Consider the following 17,678-nt stretch of genomic DNA (forward strand, 5'->3'; position numbering starts at 1 on the left):
GCCTCGCTCCTATTGTTAGCGAATCACTTTTTTCAATACCGCTAACAATTGCTCTGGGTTAAAAGGTTTAACAATCCACCCAGTAGCACCCGCTGCTTTACCTTCTGTTTTTTTGTCTAAACCTGACTCAGTGGTGAGCATTAGCAATGGCGTAAACTTATAGTTAGGTAAGCTGCGTAACTCGCGAATCAGTGTAATACCATCCATTACCGGCATGTTAACGTCGGAAATAACAGCATCAAAACCTTGCTGTTTGGCAATACTTAATGCCTCACTGCCATCTTTTGCTTCCGTTACATCAAACCCTGCCTTTTTAAGCGTAAAGCCAACCATTTGGCGCATAGATGCTGAATCATCAACTGCTAAAATTCTTTTCATATAAACCTCTTAATTGGCATTTTCAAGCACAAGATAATGGCCTAAACCCAAACTATTTATTGCCTGCTGCAATGGCTCGCTCTCGCCCACCCATATAATTTTATGATGCACAGAGAGTAAATGTTTTTGTAACGCACATAACAGCTGAACCGACGCCGTGTCAGCCCGAGTAACCTCACTAATATCAAGACAGATATCATCGTTTGCAGATAATTCATGCAGTAAATCTTGATGTAATGACTCGACCTGAGTAATAGCTAATTCTGTAGGGAGCTTTAACATTCTTAATACTTTCCCCGTTCAAAGCAACTCATAACAAAAGCTTAGTCCTAGTTAATGAAAATGCCATAATTTGAATCAAAAAATAGTAAAATTTTTTAGTAGCTTAGACATTTATTGCAAAAAATAAAGCTTTTCTTTCGAGCAAACTTTTACAAAATATTAAAAAAATCAATTTACGTAATAATCTGCAATTTTTCGGAACTCTTCAGTCAATGTCGTGGCGTTGATTAATGGCACACTACCAGCCTTAAACTCAGGCTTAAAAATAGCCCGAACGGCGCCGTTTGCATCAACCATCACCACAGAGGCACTGTGGTCAACGGCATATTCCTGCTCATCACTATCATTAATTGCGTAAATTAAGCCAAGCTCCCTAACAAAGGGGAAAAGTTGCTTATGGGGGCCTGATACAGCAAGAAACTCAGGGTTAAAGTAATCAATATAGGCTTTTCGTTTTTCAGTGGTATCGCGCTTTGGATCAACAGCTACAAACCACACTTGCACTTGGTAATCTTGGCTTAACTGCTTTTGTACTGCTGTTAACTTTGCCAATGTCATTGGGCAAATATCTGGGCAACTGGTGTAGCCTAAAAAGACTAAATTCCAATGTCCCATAAACTGGCTGTTATCAGCGGGCTCACCATGTTGATCGGTTAATAAAAACGGACTAATCGGCTTTGCTTGCTCATACACCAGTGCTTCGACCTCAGGAGCGGTGTTGCTTTTACCACAACCGGTTAAAAACAATACCGCACTCAAACACAAAAAAGCGCCTATTCGAATCATAAAACTAACCATTTATCAATAAATAAGGCGATGAAGAGTAGCATTAAATGGACAATTGAAAAACGAAATAAATCCATTGCGGTGTCATCTTTAGGGGCAATTTTTAATTTCAGCGCTTTGTAAATAAACACCGTATTCAAGCCACATGCCGCAAGTAAGTAAATTACTCCCGACATTCCAATCAAGTATGGTAATACGCAGACCAAGGCTAACAATATTGAATAAGCTACAACGCAGGTTTTACAAAATTCAATACCATGAGTCACAGGCAGCATTGGAATTTTTGCCCGTTCATAATCGCTTTTTCGAGCAATCGCGAGTGCCCAAAAGTGCGGCGGTGTCCAAGTAAAAATAATCATTACCAACAGCCAAGGCGCTGCTGCCATGTGACCTGTTTCAGACACCCAGCCCAATAACGGTGGCATCGCGCCAGCTAAGCCACCAATCACAATATTCTGCGGTGTTGCTCGCTTTAAAAAAGAGGTATAAATAAAGGCATAACCAACCAGTGCAAATAAAGTTAGCACGGCAGTTAATGTATTTGCCCAGACTATGAGCATAGTGAAACCAAGTGAGCCAATTATCGCAGCAAAACTCAGCGCATGCTGCTTACTTAAACGTCCTTTAGCAACAGGGCGATGACGGGTTCGCGCCATTTTGCTATCTATTTCACTATCTACAACATGATTTATCACCGCTGCTGCCGCAGATAACAGGCCAATTCCAAGCAAACTGGCTAATTGAACAAACAACCCTCGCCCCACATCAGGCGCAAGCGCTAAACCGACCCATGCAGTTAAAACAAGCATAGCAACAACTTTAAACTTACTAATGGCAAGATAATCCTTCAATCGCTCTGTTGATTGACTGATTAACGACTTCTCTGTGCTTAATAATATCGCCATAATAGCCTCCTAAGTTCTTGCTTTTAAATGAAAGCACAGACGTACCATGCTCAACAATAACAGTGCAGCCATCAGGTTATGAGCAAGCGCTACACTTAATGGAAAGTGCCAATGCACAACAGCAAGGCCGAGACAGATTTGGCACAATAAGGCGACTAATACTGTTACTGTACAATGCTTAATTTTTCTGGAAAAACTCTGTGAATATATACGCCACATAATAAGCGCTAGCACCACACAAGTGACTAACGCCCAAATGCGATGCAGTAAGTGAATCGACATACGAGCCTGTTGTGACAGCACACCATACTCGTAAGTGCTATGTTCAAGTGGAAGCTGAAACACACTCTTTAACGAAAACGGTTGTCCGTAGCTACATAAAGGTAAGCCATTACAATGAGGAGCTGCATAGTTTGCAGCCAACCAACCGCCTAATGCGATTTGTAAAACCAAAACCACTAAACCAACAAGCGCTAAGCGATAATATGGTCTTGCTCCTGCATCACCTCCTGCAATCGGCTTTGTTGTTAGCCGTAAATAAAGAAGAAAAAGCAAGGATAGAATACTAAAGCCGCCTAGCAAATGCCCCATTACGACCAAGGGTTGTAAATTCATGGTGACTGTCCACATGCCTAATGCAGCCTGGAAAATCACCAGCAGTAATAGCGCTAATGGCAGTTTAACTGGCGTATTTGGATATTGACGTTTTAACCATGCAAAAACAAACAAAGCTAGAATCAGTAGACCAAGGGCACCAGCAAAATAGCGATGGATCATCTCTTTCCAGGCTTTTGCTGCCTCAAACATCATATCAGGGTAGTTTTGTTCAACATGTAACAGAGCAGTTTCATGTTTTGGTACAGTCAAAAACCCATAGCACCCTGGCCAATCAGGACAACCAAGCCCTGCATCACTAAGCCGTGTATAAGCACCGAGCCCAACAACCAAAATAGAAAAGAAAACCGTAATTAAGACTAAATATTTATAATTTTTATACATCTTTATCCCCTTAATGAGGTTTAACTTGAACGCGCATAGTTAAGTAGTTTTTTTAAATCTTTAAGTAAGCCTTTTTGAATAAGTCTGTTTTGTTCGGGCTCAGCCGTATAGGGGTAATGCAAAACCACCAAGCCCATGTGATCAACCAAATATAAGTCTCCCGCTTTGAGCGCTGGACTTACTGCTAATTGACGCCAATTAGCCGATACCTGCTGTTGATTCGTCAGTACCGCCACATCTACTTTTTGCTGATTTTTCCCTAAAGCGACGTAGAGGTTGTCTAAACTTGCTAATTGGTTTTCACACACTTCACTGCACTCTTTTGGATAATTGAGCGCAATAGTCCATTGTTTAGGCTCGCCTTGTTGCCAATCAGCTAGTTTCACTTCCTCCCTTAAAAGCTCACCATGATTACTCGAACCACTCGGTAACCACTCAAGCTTTAATGCTGCATAAGCAAGTGCCAGCGGCACAAAGCAGCATAAAACGAATAAACTAAGCGGGTTTATTTTCATAACCTCTCCTTCTCATCGCAAAATAAGCAATAACCACACAAGCCAAGCCAATTAATAACCACTGCACGGCATAGGCGTAATGTTTATCTGGTCCCATCACAACACTCTGATAATGCGGGGTTGCTATACCATCTGCTTCATTGCGATAACCAATAAAGCCTTGTAAGGGCTTTGCTAATTGAGCACTAAAAATTGCTAAATCGATGCCTTGAATGCGCTTGGGCCAGCCTTGCTCTGCACCAATATCATCGGCAAGTGTAAAACCTTGTAAGTTGCCTTGTTTCAATTGCACTGTGGCCGTAAGCCTTGTTGATTCTGGCCACACGACGGTTGGCAACTGGTTACGGTTTGTTGGAGCTTTTAGCCAACCAAAGTTAACGATTAAAGGTGCGGTTTCACCTGCAATTGTCATCGCGACAAGTAAGTCATAGCCCACTTGCCCCTGATAAATTTGATTATCAAGTAACCAGTACTGCTGTTTATTTACCTCGCCAGAGACCTTGACTTGCAAGCCCGTTTTATTCAGCTCTCTAGGTAAATTTTGCAGCTCTTGCCAGCTCAAAACTCCTTGCTCTTTCGAAACGGCTAACTGGCTTAGTTGCTGCTGTTTTTGCTCGCCTCGCTGGTATTGCCAAACACTTAGTCGTAAACAAATAAGCACTGCAATAACCACAACGCAAATTGCGATAATTGAGCTAAGCTTTTGTTTACGCCATAAAATTAACTGCATTTGGAATACCTAATATGATTAAAATCATTATTGTTTTGTTATTACTTTATATTCTGTTCAACCTATTTAGAGCGCTGTTTGTGATGATGTCAGCAAAAGAGCACTCGAAACCCATGTCGCATTACTTAGGTCGTCGGGTGCTGTTTTCAGGTATTGTGCTGCTCCTCATTATTGCCGCAATGAAATTGGGTTTTATTCACACCAACCCGTCGCCGCTTCACAAAGCTACAGCACGTACACAAATACAAATAAACACAACCACACCACATCTACAAAGTGCCAATACCAAGCAGCCGCTTGAAATGCAAAATGCTTTTCGCTCGTAAAGTGGCCTTTAAAAATTCTTAGCAGTACGACAAATAAAATAATGGTCCCAAGCGTCACATGCATGCCATGAAAACCCGTCAATAAAAAGAAGGTATTTCCATAAACGCCAGCATCCAGTGTTAAACCTAAATCTTGGTATGCATGCATATATTCATACACTTGCAAACCCAGAAAGATTGCGCCTAATAGCACGGTAAGTGATAAAAATGCTTTTAAAGCACCCCGCTTATTGTTTTCCATTGCAACGTGAGCAAAGTGGATAGTGACTGATGAGGTGAGTAGGATGAGCGTATTAATAAGAGGTAGACCTTGCCACCCCATTGCTTGAGTTGTATCACCTGCAGGCGTAGTTAACAACGGCCATACTGCTTCAAACGTTGGCCAGAGTACCTCATTGGTCATGGCATTATTTCCAGCACCACCAAGCCAAGGTACTGAAATCATACGGGCATAAAACAGAGCACCAAAAAATGCCATAAAAAACATAACTTCAGAAAAAATAAACCAGCTCATTCCTTGTCTAAATGAACGATCCATTTGCGCTGAATATAAACCACTGTGTGATTCTTCGATGACGTTTTTAAACCAGCTAAACAGCATGTAACATAGTATCGCAATGCCTAAATACAACACATATTGACCACTGCTAGCTTCTGCGCTCACTTGCATCACTGTCAGGCCTGCCCCGACAGCAATTAAGAACATTGCAATCGCACCAACTATTGGCCATGGGCTCTGGGCCGGAACATAATATTTTTCGTAATTTTGACTCATTTTGTTTGCTCCCAATTAGCAATTAGCTTGGCGGCTTAATCGTTTTTAGCCACAACTTGCCCGCTAATATCAAACACGGTATAGGACAATGTCAGCTCTTCTACATCGTCGGGTAATTCCGTATCAACATAAAACAACAAGGTAAACTCAACTTCTTCGCCCGCTTTTAGTGGTTGTTGATCAAAACAAAAACACGCGATTTTATGTAAGTATTTTGCTGCTTTTCCCGGTGATACAGACGGAATAGCCTGCATCACTTTGTCGTTATTACTGGTGTTTTTTGCTGTAAACTTTACTTCTCGCATCGCTCCTGGTTGAACAACCACACTGTACTGAGCTGATTGCACATCAAAAGGCGCACCACTTTGCGCATGCGTTGTAAAACTCACATCAACTTGACGGTCTATGCTTACCGTTTCACTCTCTTTTGCTTGTTCGAGTGATGGCTTACCATTTAAACCTGTGACATCACAAAACACATCGTAAAGTGGCACCAATGCAAAGGCGAATGCAAACATACCTAAGCATGCTAACAACAGCTTTTTGAGCAAAGGTGCATGGTTCATTATTTGATCTCCGGCGGTGTTTCAAAGGTGTGATACGGTGCGGGCGAATCAACTTCCCACTCTAAACCTTCTGCACCGTCCCATACCTTAGCAGGTGCTTTTTCGCCGCCTCGTGCGCATTTAAAAACAACAAGCACGAACAGTAGCTGTGATAAACCGAAGGCAAAACCACCAATACTGATAATGGCGTTAAAGTCAGCAAATTGAAGGGCGTAATCAGGAATACGGCGCGGCATACCCGCAAGGCCAACAAAGTGCATAGGGAAGAACAACACGTTGACACTGATCAGCGATAGCCAGAAATGCCATTTCGCAAGTGTTTCGTTGTACATGTTGCCAGTCCATTTAGGTAGCCAGTAGTAGGCTCCTGCCATAATTGAGAACACAGCCCCTGTCACTAATACATAATGGAAATGCGCAACTACAAAGTAAGTATCGTGATACTGGAAATCTGCCGGTGTAATCGCCAGCATCAAGCCAGAGAACCCACCTAAGGTGAACAGCACAATAAAGGCAATGGCAAACATCATCGGAATTTCAAAGCTAATTGAGCCTCGCCACATGGTTGCAACCCAGTTAAACACTTTAACCCCAGTTGGTACCGAAATGAGCATGGTTGCATACATGAAGAACAGCTCACCGGCGACAGGCATCCCTGTGGTGAACATGTGGTGTGCCCATACAATAAAGCTCAAAAGTGCAATCGACGAGGTCGCATACACCATAGAAGCGTAGCCAAATAACTTCTTGCGTGAGAAGGTCGGCACGATGGTTGAAATAATACCAAATGCCGGCAAAATCATGATGTACACTTCAGGGTGACCGAAAAACCAAAAGATGTGCTGGAACATCACAGGGTCACCGCCCCCCGCCGCATCAAAAAAGCTGGTTGCAAAGTATTTATCGGTCAACACCATAGTGACCGCCCCTGCTAAAACAGGCATCACAGCAATCAACAAAAATGCCGTAATAAGCCAAGTCCACACAAACAGTGGTAACTTCATCCATGTCATGCCGGGCGCTCGCATATTAACGATAGTCACAATAACGTTAATCGCCCCCATAATTGAACTAATACCCATGATATGTACAGCAAATACAAACAAGGCTGTATTATCGTTACTATAGGTCGTTGAAAGTGGTGCATAAAAAGTCCAACCAAATGCAGGGCCACCTCCTGGCATAAGTAACGAAGCCAACAAGATTAAAAACGCGAATGGTAAAATCCAAAAACTCCAGTTATTCATCCGTGGTAGCGCCATATCGGGTGCACCGATCATCATAGGCACCATCCAGTTAGCAAGCCCTGTAAATGCCGGCATTACCGCACCAAATACCATTATCAAACCATGCACTGTGGTCATTTGGTTAAAAAAGTGTGGATCGACTAGTTGTAAACCAGGTTGAAACAATTCAGCGCGGATCACCATTGCCATCGCGCCACCAATTAAAAACATAGTGAGCGAAAATATCAGGTATAAACTGCCAATATCTTTATGATTGGTGGTGTAAAGCCAACGTTTGAAACCTTTTGCAGGATGATGGTCATGATGCGCATGCTCAGTGGCTTGTTCATTAATAACGTTGCTCATTCTTTCGCCTCCGTTGCTGCATCGATAGCTGCTTGAATTTGACTTGGTTGAATCACATCGCCTGTGTCGTTACCCCATGCATTTCGCTTATATGTGATAACCGCAGCAAGTTGCTTAATTGAAAGCTGTTTATCAAATGCTTGCATCGCTGTACCCGGCTTACCATGTAATACGATGTCGATGTGGTCTTTTACATCTCCAAGCACAATTGGACTCCCCTTAAGAGCAGGAAACACTCCCGGCAAGCCCATTCCTGTAGGCTGATGACAAGCCGCACAACTTGCCATATAAACTTGCTCCCCAAGAACCATTAATTCTTCTTTCGGTAATGTTTGATCTAATAAAGCCGCATCAGCTGCTGCAGCATTGGCCTTTTCTTGCTTAGCCTCTGCTAGCCAGTTAGCAAATTCGTCTTCAGGCAACGCTTGCACAACAACAGGCATGAAACCATGATCTTTACCACACAACTCAGCACACTGACCCCGGTAGATGCCTGGCTCATTTATGCGTGTCCATGCCTCATTGATAAAACCCGGGTTTGCATCTTTTTTAACCGCAAAGTCAGGCACCCACCATGAGTGAATAACATCATCTGAGGTCATTAGAAAACGAACTTTTTTATTGATAGGAAGTACTAAAGGCTTATCAACCTCAAGTAAGTAATGTTCTGTTTTGTCAGCTTGGTTATCTATTTGGTCTTTTGGAGTAGATAGAATTGAGTAATAAGCAATTTCCTCGCCCATGTACTCGTAATGCCATTTCCACTGTGAGCCCGTTACTTTAATTGTAATATCGGCTTTAGAAGCATCTTCCATCGCTATCAGTGTTTTTGTAGCTGGAATTGCCATGGCGATTAAGATCACAAATGGTATGGCAGTCCAAAGAATTTCAACCTTGGTACTTTCGTGGAATTGCGCAGGCTTGGCTCCTTTCGACTTTCGATGATGGATCAAAGCCCAAAACATCACCGCAAAAACGATGATGCCTATCACACAACAGATAATAAATATCGTCATGTGTAATTCATAAACACTATTACTTATATCAGTCACCCCTTTACGCATATTAAATTGGCTATTTGCCAATGCTAACTGCACAGGTGCGAGTAATATAAGCCACAAGGCATAACGCAGTTTACCCATGTGACGGCTCCTTTTAATGCTATTGCAAGACGCAAAGCGAAAAGGCGATACAACAAGGTGCCCATTCGTTTTTTTTATTGTTCAGAGCGACTACGTATCATTTTGACCCAGCGATGATACCAACCCTATGTTTAACACCTAGCACATTTGAGTGTATTTTTATTAATCAGGTGTTAATACACTGTATTAACCAATTAGTTAAAAAATGAGCAATAAGCAAGTTTTAGTAGTAATAAATGTTTATTTTGGTGCAAAAATAACAACTATAATCAGCGCGTTATTTTAAAATGAGAGGCAGAGTGAGAGTAAAAAACTGCGCCATATAAGGCTTTATACAAGGAGTAAGGGTTTACAAATCGATGCTAAATAATAAAAAACAAGCAACGCACCAAATTACAGCAATTTGGTGCACTATTTTAGAAACAGTTACATCCAGTCGGCATTACGAATAACACCCACCGCTAACCCTTCAATATTGAAAGATTCATGCTCAAGATCAACTTCAATTGGCGAAAATTCTTCGTTTTCAGCATGTAAAAATACTTTACGCCCAGCTTTTTCAAGACGCTTAACAGTTACATCTTCATCAACACGAGCAACAACAACCTGACCATTTTCAGCAACTTGCGTTCTATGTACTGCGAGTAAATCACCATCCATGATGCCAATGTCTTTCATACTCATACCATTTACACGCAGTAAAAAGTCAGCCGCAGGTTTAAATAGTGAAGGATCAACCTGACAATGACTTTCAACATGTTCTTGCGCCAAAATGGGCTCACCCGCTGCAACTCGTCCAATTAAAGGTAAACCTAATTGCTCAGGTTCGTCTTCTTCAATTAATTGAATACCACGACTCGCCCCACGCTTCATTTTGATCATGCCTTTTTTTGCCAGTGCTTTTAGATGCTCTTCGGCAGCATTGGCACTTTTAAAACCCAATGTTTGAGCTATTTCAGCACGCGTAGGTGGCATGCCTGTATCTTTAATAAAGACTTTAATTAGTTCTAAAATTTGCGATTGGCGTTTTGTTAATGGGCGCATACAACTGGTTTTCCATACAGTACATTTAACTGTGAGTATATACAGTTATCTGAAAATCGCAAATTTAAATTAACGCCATCATATTGCTACAAAACTAACATTGAACCAGGTATAAAGATGCCATAAGGTATTATTTTTAATTTGCACGCAAGGAAATACAATGAGTATTTGGCATCAACCAATCACACTAGAGCTTTGTAAAAGTTTAGAGCAAGGGATCACCGGGCAAGGTACTTTAATGAAAACCATGGGCATTGAGGTGACTGAAATTGGTGATGATTATTTAGTGGCGACTATGCCTGCCATTCCTGAGCATCATAACCCTATGGGCATGGTACATGGCGGAGCGAACGTTGTGTTAGCCGAGACAGTGGCAAGCTATGCGGCTAACTTTGTGGTTGATTTCAATAAATTTTATGCTGTTGGCCAAGAAATTAATGCCAACCATATGAAAGCATCTCGTAAGGGTGTATTAACGGCCACAGCAAAGCCTCTTCATTTAGGTAAGCGCACTTCAGTGTGGGATATTAAAATTACCAATGCCGCAGGAGAGCTTTGCTGCGTATCAAGAATGACCGCAGCTGTTGTAGAGCGCTAAGCTCAGGCTATTTTTCGACTGGATAAATCGTAATTTCAACCCCTGCGCCAATCGCTGAAATACGCAACAAGGTATCAGCATGCAGGGCTTGATTAAAACATTTTGGTGAAACGCCTGATTCAAAGCCAATATCAAATGTACGTTTAGAGCACGACAACCACTGCTTAAGAGCATTTCGTGAACACGATTCAATTAATTCACACAACTGATTAATCGCTTTGTCTGGTGTACTGATATCAGCAGCAGCCTCAATACGCGCTAGTTGACGGTATTCATCTTGGTCGTAATGTAAAACCATGGCATTTTTCTTTAAATCAGCAACAAGTGCACTAATATCGTGCTTTGATTCAAGCTCCAGATCCACATTTAAAAATTGAATTTCCGACATACTCTCGTTTTTACCCTCTATTGATATCGACTGAAACTTTAACTCAGTTTTGTATATATACCAAATCTAGAATACAGTTAATGCGACATTATGCCGCATTGGCAATACAGTTAAACAACCTAAAATAGCTCCCATACAACAATAATAACGGAGTAATGATGAATAAACGCATGTTCAAATATGCTCGCAAAGGGCATAAATGGCTTGGCTATCTGCTAGCCATTCAGCTACTTCTATGGCTATCGGGAGGCTTAGTAATGAGTTCACTCCCCCTCGAAAAAGTCCATGGTAAACATTTAGCAAAACGCAGTTTAGATAATCCATTTATGATGGCTGATTACACAGCATCAGTTGATCGGATAACCGCCCAATTTCAACAAATAAAAGCGATTAACTATAGTCACTTTTTAAATGCACCAATCATTGAAGTTACTACTGAGCAAAGCACTGTCAGCTTTAATGGTCATACTGGAGCTCCCATGGCAAAACCCAGTGAGGCTGAAATTATCGCGAACGCCAAAGCACACTTACTGATTGATGCCAATGTTTTGCAAGTACAGCAATTAAAACAAGGACCCCGCGAAGCTGCCCATAAACAAAACATATGGCAAGTTCGTTTCGATGATTGGCTTGCGACAACCATATATTTAGACAGCCAAAACGGTAAAGTCATCACTGTGCGCAGCACCCTGTGGCGTATTTTCGACTTTTTCTGGATGCTGCATATTATGGATTACGACGAGCGAGAAAACTTTAATAACCCACTGCTTATCAGCTTCTCAGCCACCAGCGTGCTGTTTTGTATTACCGGAATTGTTTTGTTACTGCAAAACGTTCGTATAAAGCGTAAAAAACCAGCTACACGTGTTGGTCTATCAAAATAGGATTGCCATCTGGGTCGGTGATAATAAAGCTCGCTTCACCGGCCTTTTGTATTGCTAAACCTTGCTGCTGAAAATGCAGAGCTAATTGCTCAAAAGTAGCAAACTCAGCCAACGTTTTAGCATTTTGATCCCAACCGGGGTTAAAGGTCAGCATGGTTTTATCAAACATTCCTTGAAACAAACCAATTAAATGTTCACCGTTTTTCATAATTAGCCAATGCTGCTCTATTTCGCCGGCAAACTCTTTAAAACCCAGCTTTTCATAAAACAGCTTAGAGGCATGGATATCTTTTACATTTAAACTCACAGAAAAAGCACCTAGTAACATAGTAGTAATTCCTTTAATGAAAACGGCCTAACAACTATAGCTGAGTTGAAAAACTTTTCCTTTTAGAATAGTCACTCTAAAATGAGCTTTCCTGTAGTTCACTGATGTGATGGATATGCGTTTATTTCTCTACTTTACCCTTTGTTTAATAATCAATTTCTCTGTAAATGCAGAGCAATTTTCAAGCTTTTCTAGTGCCAAAAAGCACTTAATAAAAACCCTACCAGACAATAGTAAAAGCCTTTACTGTGGATGTGACATAAAACGCCAAGGTAAGAAACTCGTACCAGATCCTAATGGATGCGGCTATATACCTCGAAATGCAATGACACGTTCAGGCAAAGAAAATGTTCGCGCAAAACGAATTGAGTGGGAGCACATAGTACCTGCGTGGGAATTTGGCCATCAGTTACAATGTTGGCAGAACGGCGGACGCAAAAATTGCCGAAAAGTCAGCGAAAAGTTCCGAAAAATGGAAGCTGATATCAATAATCTGGCACCTGCAATAGGTGAAATCAACGCTGATCGCTCTAATTTTCGCTATGGAATGGTCACATCCCATAGTCCTAAATACGGTGCTTGTCCTATTAAAATAGATTTTAAGCAACGGGTGTTTGAGCCTCCTATTTATGCACGAAAACGTATCGCTGATGCCTATTTCTACATGCAGCAAACCTACGGATTAAAAATTTCAGATAAACAACGACAGCTATTCGAGGCATGGCAACGACTTGAAGTGGCTCAAGTAAATGACCGTAAAGCACTCTAGTTTAGAGCAATAATGTTCATAAAAAAGGGGCGGCTATCTATTGCTATGGGCTATAGTTATTGATACGTTTTAAGCAAATATTTACAGGAAAGTAATTCATATGTTTAATTGTAATAAACTTGCCCTAGCGGTGTTTTTGGCAGTGTCTGGCTTCTCTTTAACAGGATGCGGAGGAGGAAGTGGCTCGTCTGATAGTACAACTAATCCGCCACCGCCAACAACTTCTGAGCCATCTTGGACGGCAGGAGTTTTCGCCCCATCAAGTGAATTTAAAAACCAATGTGCGGTTCCTCGAACAGGCAATGACCCTTACAATAATAATAGGCCTTACCCAGATACTGCTGGCAGTGAGTTTACAGAAAAAATGTGGTTACGTTCATGGAGTGATGAAACTTACCTTTGGTACGATGAGATTGAAGATAACGACCCAGACAACTTCAACTCTGTCGCCGCTTATTTTGCGCAATTAAAAACATATCAAACAACTGACTCAGGGGCATATAAAGATAACTTCCACTTCAGTCGCCCAACCGAAGAGTACTATAAAGAAGCACAATCAGGCGTGGTTTCTGGCTACGGTATTAACTGGGCATTTTTAAGCAATGTCCCCCCTCGTGAATTACGTATTGCTTATTTAGAAGATGATTCACCAGCTAAAAATGTCGGATTACAGCGCGGTGATACTATTTTAATGGTCGACGGCGTTAGTATTAACACTAATACCCAAGAAGGCGTAGATATTTTAAATGAAGCGCTTTTTGGACCAACAGCGGGTGATTCGCATAACTTTGTTGTGCGCAGTAATGATGGCAGTGAAAAATCATTCACACTTGTAGCCGGCAATATCGCGCAAACACCTGTTCAGAATGTTAATACCATCACTACCGCCAATGGTACAAAAGTCGGCTATATGCAATTTAATAGTTTTATTAGTATTGCTCAACCAGAGCTGATAAGCGCTGTTAACAAGTTTAAAAGCGATAACATTGACGAGCTAGTAATTGACTTTAGGTATAATGGTGGCGGCTTATTAGCGTTATCATCTCAGCTTGCTTACATGGTTGCCGGCCCAGCTAATACTGATGACTATTACTACTATCAAACCATCAAAAACGACAAGCAACCACAAGAGGCTCCTTACCCATTTATTGACCGTGAAATAGATTACTCTACATTTCAAACAACCAATAGCCGACTTCCTGATCTCAACTTATCTAAAGTATATGTACTAAGTACAGCAGGAACTTGTTCTGCGTCAGAAGCGTTTATAAATGGTTTAAAAGGTATAGATGCAGAAGTCGTACTTATTGGTGATACGACCTGCGGCAAGCCTTATGGCTTTACACCCACTCATAATTGCGCCACCACTTACTACACTATCCAATTCTCTGGAGCTAATGATAAAGGCTTTGGGGAATATGCTGACGGTTTTAAACCAACTCCTTCACCTCAGTTTGATGCAGATGTTAAAGGCTGCGTAGTTGCTGATGATTTTGATAACAAACTAGGTGATACACAAGAACGCTTATTTTCAACAGCAATACATCATATTGAGAATGGCAGCTGTCCTATTGTTGTACAAACAAATAGCATCAAACAACCAAGCTTTGCCTCTCAAGCAGAACAAGCCAGTGGAATCCCACTTTCTTATAAACAACCGCTTTATAAGGAAAACATGGACTTAACACGTCCATCACCGGCTAAGGACGACAACAATGAACAATAAAGCACTTTTCACTTGCGCACTATTAGTGAGTTTAACGGGCTGCAAAAGCACCCAAGCAGAGGAGCCACAAAACGCCACGTTAACGCGCGTAAATCCTGGCGTAATCACTGAAATACAACAAGCGATTCAATCAGCTAAAGGGGGCCCATTAGTTACTTTAGCTGATAACGTGTTTACTAAAAGTGCTGAACTATTGATAGATCATGGGACAAATAAAGGGCCAGATGGATTGCCAATTATGGGGGCGCATAGTATCCCTTCAGAAAAATTTGTGCTGCAAAAAATGGGTGAACAGTGTTTGCTCTATTACCCAAAAAAAGAGCTGCGAGTACCACTACCTAATGTAGAATGTGAAACAGAATAGACAATAAAGGCGCAGTAACACACTGCGCCTTTCGTTGATTTATAACTGTTGATGAGGGCCAAACACCTCATAATGGATTCGCTCACTTGCAACCCCTAAACTAAGTAGCTGCTCTTTTATCATTGCCATAAATGCGATTGGACCACACAGGTAAAAATCACCTTTACTAATTGGTAAGCTAGCAGCAATGTGATTTACATCCATCAAACCCGCAAAATCTCCCCCCTTGCCATCTTTAAACCAAGTAACACAATGTAATGAAGCGTGCGCTTGCTGTTGTTTTAATAAATACTCTTTAAAGGCAAACTGCGTCTCACTGTCACAAGCATGCAGGTAATGAATTGGCTGGTTATGTTGATTACTTAATAATGTCTCGAGCATGGCCATCATTGGGGTTTGACCAACACCTGCCGAAATCAACACGACAGGAAAATCAATTTCGCGAAGCACAAAGTCTCCAGCAGGTGGGTAAATCTCTACCTCATCTCCCTCTGCTAAGCTATGTAAGTAATTAGATACTAAGCCTTCTTTTTTCACGCTAATTCGATAATTTCGACCGTTACTTTGTTGCGACAATGAGTATTGCCTAACTTGAGTTAAGTCGCTGTTTACTGGCGTTACTTTTATCCCTAAATATTGGCCCGGTAAATACGCCACAACAGGTTTTGCATCGACAGGTGTTAATGTAAAACTACATATTTGCGCTGATTCCATCCGTTTTTCTGTAATAGTGAAAGTACGGGTACCAAACCATCCTCCCGGCGCCTTTTTGGTCGTTTGGTATAACGCCATCTCTTCGGTGATACATACATCCGCTAATAAAGAATAAGCTTCACGCCATGCGTACTCGACCTCAGGGGTAAATTGCTCAGGCAGTAACTCTTTTAAAGTCGCAATCAAATGCCCACCAACAATAGGGTAATGCTCTGGCAAAATATGATAGCTGGTGTGTTTGTGATTAATGCGCGCAAGCGCTCCTTTTAACACTGCCAAGTTATCAATATTTGCAGCATAGGCCGCCAAAGCATTAAACAACGCGAATTGCTGAGTGCCCGATTGCTGATGTGTCATATTAAAAATATTTTTAAGCTCTGGGTTGTAGCTAAACATACGATCATAAAAATACTCAGTCACTTGAGGGCCTGCTTGTGCAAGCAAAGGTAAAGTACTTTTAACAATCTGGATCGTTTTTTCAGATAACATAGTTTTTCCTATTGGAGAGATTAACCGCGGCGACCATCAACACGACGATTGACTAAAATGGGCGCACAATGAAATAAAAATAAGCTAAAGCCAGCAATCCAAAGCAACGCACTTAACTGCCATGCAAGGTGATGACCTAAATAAACGGGAAGTAACGAACGTACAATGGCAGCTAACGCAATGAGTAAAAATGCCAAACTAATAAACGCAGGGGCTTGTAATATGCGCCCTGTGTGACCATGAGAGACACGTACCATCATGGCGATGATCATTAAACCGATGGTGCCAACAGTGATCAGATGAAGCGCGTCTTTGAATAAGATAATAGGGCTGAAATAACTGAGCGCGATAAGCACAAAACCAACCGATAAAGTCCAATAAGCCAAGTGTAATGACCATAGCAAAGGCACTTTTAAAATCCCTTTATGCCACCACACAACACACCGAGCACCATGTAAACAAGCAAGCCAAGCAAAAACCCAACCAGTACTCATTGCGCTAAAAAATAGCTGACTCATAAAGAACCATGCAATGGCAAACAATGAGCTAAATAGGACTAATTTATCGAGCTTGGGGATTCTAACTTGTTCACTTAAGTTAAGACCGCGCGCGGTAAAAAATGGCACAACTCGCCCAGCGACAACACCAACCAGCAGCGTCATGATAAGTACGCCAGTATCAACAACCCCCAGTGCCAGCGACATTTTATTAAGCACAACTAAACTCAAAAAAATCACATTGAGTGCACAGAGCAAAGATGCGATGACAATAAATAAATAGTTATGGCGGCTTTTCGCCTGTATCAGCATGTCAGCTAGAATAATAATTCCAGCCAGCCACCAAACGAGTTGTAATGCACTTACAATATAAAGGTTTAGCTGCTCGTACCCTGCAATATCAATAAAAAAACTAAGTCGTGCAGTAAGCCAAATTATGCTTAGCAAACAGAGCTTTATGCCACTTACACTCGCCACACCTGTCCATGTTTGTGCGGCGGTGAGCAAAAAGCCCATGGCAACCACGCCTGCAAAGCCAAACAGCATTTCGTGGGCATGCCAAAGTGTTGCGGGCATTGTTAGGTGCCACTGTGCATAACCCGCTAAGACTAAAAACCAGTAAATCATTGCAAACACAGCTAAGGCACCCGCTGCCAAGAAAAAAGGCCGAAATGCTAATGCCCATAACGGCCACTGGCTGAGTTGATAAAATTTGATTTTAGCTGGCATAGGTTCAGTTAAATTAATGACTTTCATTAGTGCTCTCAGGGTTTAATTTCCCTAGCTATTGCACAGTTCAAGCCAGAAATAAAAACCATTAAATATCAAGTAATTAAACTTTGACACTTGATAAAAAAGTCAAAATGACACACCATTAAAAA

22 protein-coding genes are annotated in these 17,678 nt (G+C 41.5%); 6 read left to right on the forward strand and 16 right to left on the reverse strand.

The genetic code is table 11. The features are described 5' to 3' along the window. Positions 1-15 precede the first annotated feature (15 nt). From L1267_RS08695 to L1267_RS08725, 7 genes are all read right to left on the reverse strand, one after another. Complete coding sequence (locus tag L1267_RS08695; protein ID WP_135922902.1) at positions 16-378, reverse strand: response regulator; 363 nt, start codon at positions 376-378, stop codon at positions 16-18. A gap of 9 nt (positions 379-387) precedes the next feature. Next, on the reverse strand, positions 388-660 hold the full coding sequence (locus L1267_RS08700; RefSeq protein ID WP_135922903.1) for an STAS domain-containing protein: 273 nt from the start codon (positions 658-660) through the stop codon (positions 388-390). A 168-nt stretch (positions 661-828) separates the two neighbouring features. Further along, positions 829-1,446 (reverse strand): SCO family protein, encoded by a 618-nt coding sequence (locus L1267_RS08705; protein ID WP_235382588.1) that lies wholly within the window; start codon positions 1,444-1,446, stop codon positions 829-831. Continuing rightward, entirely contained in the window at positions 1,443-2,351 is a 909-nt protein-coding gene (cyoE, locus tag L1267_RS08710) for a heme o synthase (RefSeq protein WP_138558525.1), read from the reverse strand. The genes L1267_RS08705 and cyoE overlap by 4 nt, the downstream gene beginning before the upstream one ends. A gap of 9 nt (positions 2,352-2,360) precedes the next feature. After that, entirely contained in the window at positions 2,361-3,350 is a 990-nt protein-coding gene (locus L1267_RS08715) for a COX15/CtaA family protein (RefSeq protein ID WP_135922906.1), read from the reverse strand. 20 nt (positions 3,351-3,370) lie between these two features. Continuing rightward, positions 3,371-3,865 carry a transmembrane cytochrome oxidase associated protein gene (locus L1267_RS08720; protein WP_135922907.1) on the reverse strand — a complete coding sequence of 165 codons (495 nt, stop codon included), beginning with the start codon at positions 3,863-3,865 and terminating at the stop codon, positions 3,371-3,373. Continuing rightward, positions 3,846-4,595 (reverse strand): SURF1 family protein, encoded by a 750-nt coding sequence (locus tag L1267_RS08725; RefSeq protein ID WP_138558523.1) that lies wholly within the window; start codon positions 4,593-4,595, stop codon positions 3,846-3,848. Before L1267_RS08725 ends, L1267_RS08720 begins: the two co-directional genes overlap by 20 nt. A 14-nt stretch (positions 4,596-4,609) precedes the next feature. Here L1267_RS08725 and L1267_RS23755 point away from each other — a divergent pair, with 14 nt between their 5' ends. Then, complete coding sequence (locus tag L1267_RS23755) at positions 4,610-4,921, forward strand: DUF2909 domain-containing protein (RefSeq protein ID WP_135922909.1); 312 nt, start codon at positions 4,610-4,612, stop codon at positions 4,919-4,921. Here the strand turns inward: L1267_RS23755 and L1267_RS08735 are convergent. The 5 genes from L1267_RS08735 to lexA all read right to left on the reverse strand — a co-directional run bounded on the left by L1267_RS08735 (position 4,821) and on the right by lexA (position 10,040). Beyond that, complete coding sequence (locus L1267_RS08735) at positions 4,821-5,696, reverse strand: cytochrome c oxidase subunit 3 (RefSeq protein ID WP_135922910.1); 876 nt, start codon at positions 5,694-5,696, stop codon at positions 4,821-4,823. The two genes, L1267_RS23755 and L1267_RS08735, sit on opposite strands and share 101 nt — an antisense overlap. A gap of 35 nt (positions 5,697-5,731) precedes the next feature. Beyond that, on the reverse strand, positions 5,732-6,262 hold the full coding sequence (locus tag L1267_RS08740; RefSeq protein ID WP_235382589.1) for a cytochrome c oxidase assembly protein: 531 nt from the start codon (positions 6,260-6,262) through the stop codon (positions 5,732-5,734). Beyond that, positions 6,262-7,854 carry a cytochrome c oxidase subunit I gene (gene ctaD, locus L1267_RS08745; RefSeq protein WP_235382590.1) on the reverse strand — a complete coding sequence of 531 codons (1,593 nt, stop codon included), beginning with the start codon at positions 7,852-7,854 and terminating at the stop codon, positions 6,262-6,264. Before ctaD ends, L1267_RS08740 begins: the two co-directional genes overlap by 1 nt. Next, positions 7,851-8,996 (reverse strand): cytochrome c oxidase subunit II, encoded by a 1,146-nt coding sequence (coxB, locus tag L1267_RS08750; RefSeq protein WP_138558522.1) that lies wholly within the window; start codon positions 8,994-8,996, stop codon positions 7,851-7,853. Before coxB ends, ctaD begins: the two co-directional genes overlap by 4 nt. A gap of 426 nt (positions 8,997-9,422) precedes the next feature. Then, entirely contained in the window at positions 9,423-10,040 is a 618-nt protein-coding gene (lexA, locus tag L1267_RS08755) for a transcriptional repressor LexA (RefSeq protein WP_235382591.1), read from the reverse strand. Positions 10,041-10,200: 160 nt separating this feature from the next. Here lexA and L1267_RS08760 point away from each other — a divergent pair, with 160 nt between their 5' ends. Continuing rightward, positions 10,201-10,638: a PaaI family thioesterase gene (locus L1267_RS08760; protein WP_135922914.1), complete on the forward strand. Its 438-nt coding sequence runs from the start codon at positions 10,201-10,203 to the stop codon at positions 10,636-10,638. A gap of 7 nt (positions 10,639-10,645) precedes the next feature. Here the strand turns inward: L1267_RS08760 and L1267_RS08765 are convergent, their stop codons facing one another. Beyond that, positions 10,646-11,026, reverse strand: a complete 381-nt coding sequence (locus L1267_RS08765) for a hypothetical protein (RefSeq protein WP_135922915.1) — start codon at positions 11,024-11,026, stop codon at positions 10,646-10,648. Between the two features lie 158 nt (positions 11,027-11,184). Here L1267_RS08765 and L1267_RS08770 point away from each other — a divergent pair, with 158 nt between their 5' ends. After that, complete coding sequence (locus L1267_RS08770; protein WP_235382602.1) at positions 11,185-11,910, forward strand: hypothetical protein; 726 nt, start codon at positions 11,185-11,187, stop codon at positions 11,908-11,910. Here L1267_RS08770 and L1267_RS08775 read toward each other — a convergent pair. Continuing rightward, positions 11,885-12,238 (reverse strand): VOC family protein, encoded by a 354-nt coding sequence (locus tag L1267_RS08775; RefSeq protein ID WP_135922917.1) that lies wholly within the window; start codon positions 12,236-12,238, stop codon positions 11,885-11,887. The genes L1267_RS08770 and L1267_RS08775 overlap by 26 nt on opposite strands. Positions 12,239-12,353: 115 nt before the next feature. On the opposite strand from L1267_RS08775, the gene L1267_RS08780 reads away from it, so the two are divergent. The 3 genes from L1267_RS08780 to L1267_RS08790 all read left to right on the forward strand — a co-directional run bounded on the left by L1267_RS08780 (position 12,354) and on the right by L1267_RS08790 (position 15,097). Next, positions 12,354-13,007: an endonuclease gene (locus tag L1267_RS08780; protein ID WP_235382592.1), complete on the forward strand. Its 654-nt coding sequence runs from the start codon at positions 12,354-12,356 to the stop codon at positions 13,005-13,007. Positions 13,008-13,107: 100 nt separating this feature from the next. Continuing rightward, positions 13,108-14,733 (forward strand): S41 family peptidase, encoded by a 1,626-nt coding sequence (locus tag L1267_RS08785; protein WP_235382593.1) that lies wholly within the window; start codon positions 13,108-13,110, stop codon positions 14,731-14,733. After that, on the forward strand, positions 14,723-15,097 hold the full coding sequence (locus L1267_RS08790; protein ID WP_235382594.1) for a hypothetical protein: 375 nt from the start codon (positions 14,723-14,725) through the stop codon (positions 15,095-15,097). Before L1267_RS08785 ends, L1267_RS08790 begins: the two co-directional genes overlap by 11 nt. A 39-nt stretch (positions 15,098-15,136) precedes the next feature. On the opposite strand, the gene hmpA is transcribed toward L1267_RS08790, so the two are convergent. Both hmpA and L1267_RS08800 read right to left on the reverse strand, forming a co-directional pair. Then, positions 15,137-16,300 (reverse strand): NO-inducible flavohemoprotein, encoded by a 1,164-nt coding sequence (gene hmpA, locus L1267_RS08795; protein WP_235382595.1) that lies wholly within the window; start codon positions 16,298-16,300, stop codon positions 15,137-15,139. A 20-nt stretch (positions 16,301-16,320) separates the two neighbouring features. After that, positions 16,321-17,553, reverse strand: a complete 1,233-nt coding sequence (locus L1267_RS08800; protein WP_235382596.1) for an NnrS family protein — start codon at positions 17,551-17,553, stop codon at positions 16,321-16,323. Positions 17,554-17,678 lie beyond the last annotated feature (125 nt).

Origin of the sequence: Pseudoalteromonas sp. OFAV1, assembly GCF_021532595.1 — a bacterium.
Classification (GTDB): domain Bacteria; phylum Pseudomonadota; class Gammaproteobacteria; order Enterobacterales; family Alteromonadaceae; genus Pseudoalteromonas; species Pseudoalteromonas lipolytica_C.

What these genes read in the sequence shown, in the direction of transcription:
- L1267_RS08695 (WP_135922902.1), bottom strand. Translation starts at nt 378, where the DNA reads ATGAAAAGAATTTTAGCAGTTGATGATTCAGCATCTATGCGCCAAATG.
- L1267_RS08700 (WP_135922903.1), bottom strand. Translation starts at nt 660, where the DNA reads ATGTTAAAGCTCCCTACAGAATTAGCTATTACTCAGGTCGAGTCATTA.
- L1267_RS08705 (WP_235382588.1), bottom strand. Translation starts at nt 1,446, where the DNA reads ATGATTCGAATAGGCGCTTTTTTGTGTTTGAGTGCGGTATTGTTTTTA.
- cyoE (WP_138558525.1), bottom strand. Translation starts at nt 2,351, where the DNA reads ATGGCGATATTATTAAGCACAGAGAAGTCGTTAATCAGTCAATCAACA.
- L1267_RS08715 (WP_135922906.1), bottom strand. Translation starts at nt 3,350, where the DNA reads ATGTATAAAAATTATAAATATTTAGTCTTAATTACGGTTTTCTTTTCT.
- L1267_RS08720 (WP_135922907.1), bottom strand. Translation starts at nt 3,865, where the DNA reads ATGAAAATAAACCCGCTTAGTTTATTCGTTTTATGCTGCTTTGTGCCG.
- L1267_RS08725 (WP_138558523.1), bottom strand. Translation starts at nt 4,595, where the DNA reads ATGCAGTTAATTTTATGGCGTAAACAAAAGCTTAGCTCAATTATCGCA.
- L1267_RS23755 (WP_135922909.1), top strand. Translation starts at nt 4,610, where the DNA reads ATGATTAAAATCATTATTGTTTTGTTATTACTTTATATTCTGTTCAAC.
- L1267_RS08735 (WP_135922910.1), bottom strand. Translation starts at nt 5,696, where the DNA reads ATGAGTCAAAATTACGAAAAATATTATGTTCCGGCCCAGAGCCCATGG.
- L1267_RS08740 (WP_235382589.1), bottom strand. Translation starts at nt 6,262, where the DNA reads ATGAACCATGCACCTTTGCTCAAAAAGCTGTTGTTAGCATGCTTAGGT.
- ctaD (WP_235382590.1), bottom strand. Translation starts at nt 7,854, where the DNA reads ATGAGCAACGTTATTAATGAACAAGCCACTGAGCATGCGCATCATGAC.
- coxB (WP_138558522.1), bottom strand. Translation starts at nt 8,996, where the DNA reads ATGGGTAAACTGCGTTATGCCTTGTGGCTTATATTACTCGCACCTGTG.
- lexA (WP_235382591.1), bottom strand. Translation starts at nt 10,040, where the DNA reads ATGCGCCCATTAACAAAACGCCAATCGCAAATTTTAGAACTAATTAAA.
- L1267_RS08760 (WP_135922914.1), top strand. Translation starts at nt 10,201, where the DNA reads ATGAGTATTTGGCATCAACCAATCACACTAGAGCTTTGTAAAAGTTTA.
- L1267_RS08765 (WP_135922915.1), bottom strand. Translation starts at nt 11,026, where the DNA reads ATGTCGGAAATTCAATTTTTAAATGTGGATCTGGAGCTTGAATCAAAG.
- L1267_RS08770 (WP_235382602.1), top strand. Translation starts at nt 11,185, where the DNA reads ATGAATAAACGCATGTTCAAATATGCTCGCAAAGGGCATAAATGGCTT.
- L1267_RS08775 (WP_135922917.1), bottom strand. Translation starts at nt 12,238, where the DNA reads ATGTTACTAGGTGCTTTTTCTGTGAGTTTAAATGTAAAAGATATCCAT.
- L1267_RS08780 (WP_235382592.1), top strand. Translation starts at nt 12,354, where the DNA reads ATGCGTTTATTTCTCTACTTTACCCTTTGTTTAATAATCAATTTCTCT.
- L1267_RS08785 (WP_235382593.1), top strand. Translation starts at nt 13,108, where the DNA reads ATGTTTAATTGTAATAAACTTGCCCTAGCGGTGTTTTTGGCAGTGTCT.
- L1267_RS08790 (WP_235382594.1), top strand. Translation starts at nt 14,723, where the DNA reads ATGAACAATAAAGCACTTTTCACTTGCGCACTATTAGTGAGTTTAACG.
- hmpA (WP_235382595.1), bottom strand. Translation starts at nt 16,300, where the DNA reads ATGTTATCTGAAAAAACGATCCAGATTGTTAAAAGTACTTTACCTTTG.
- L1267_RS08800 (WP_235382596.1), bottom strand. Translation starts at nt 17,553, where the DNA reads ATGAAAGTCATTAATTTAACTGAACCTATGCCAGCTAAAATCAAATTT.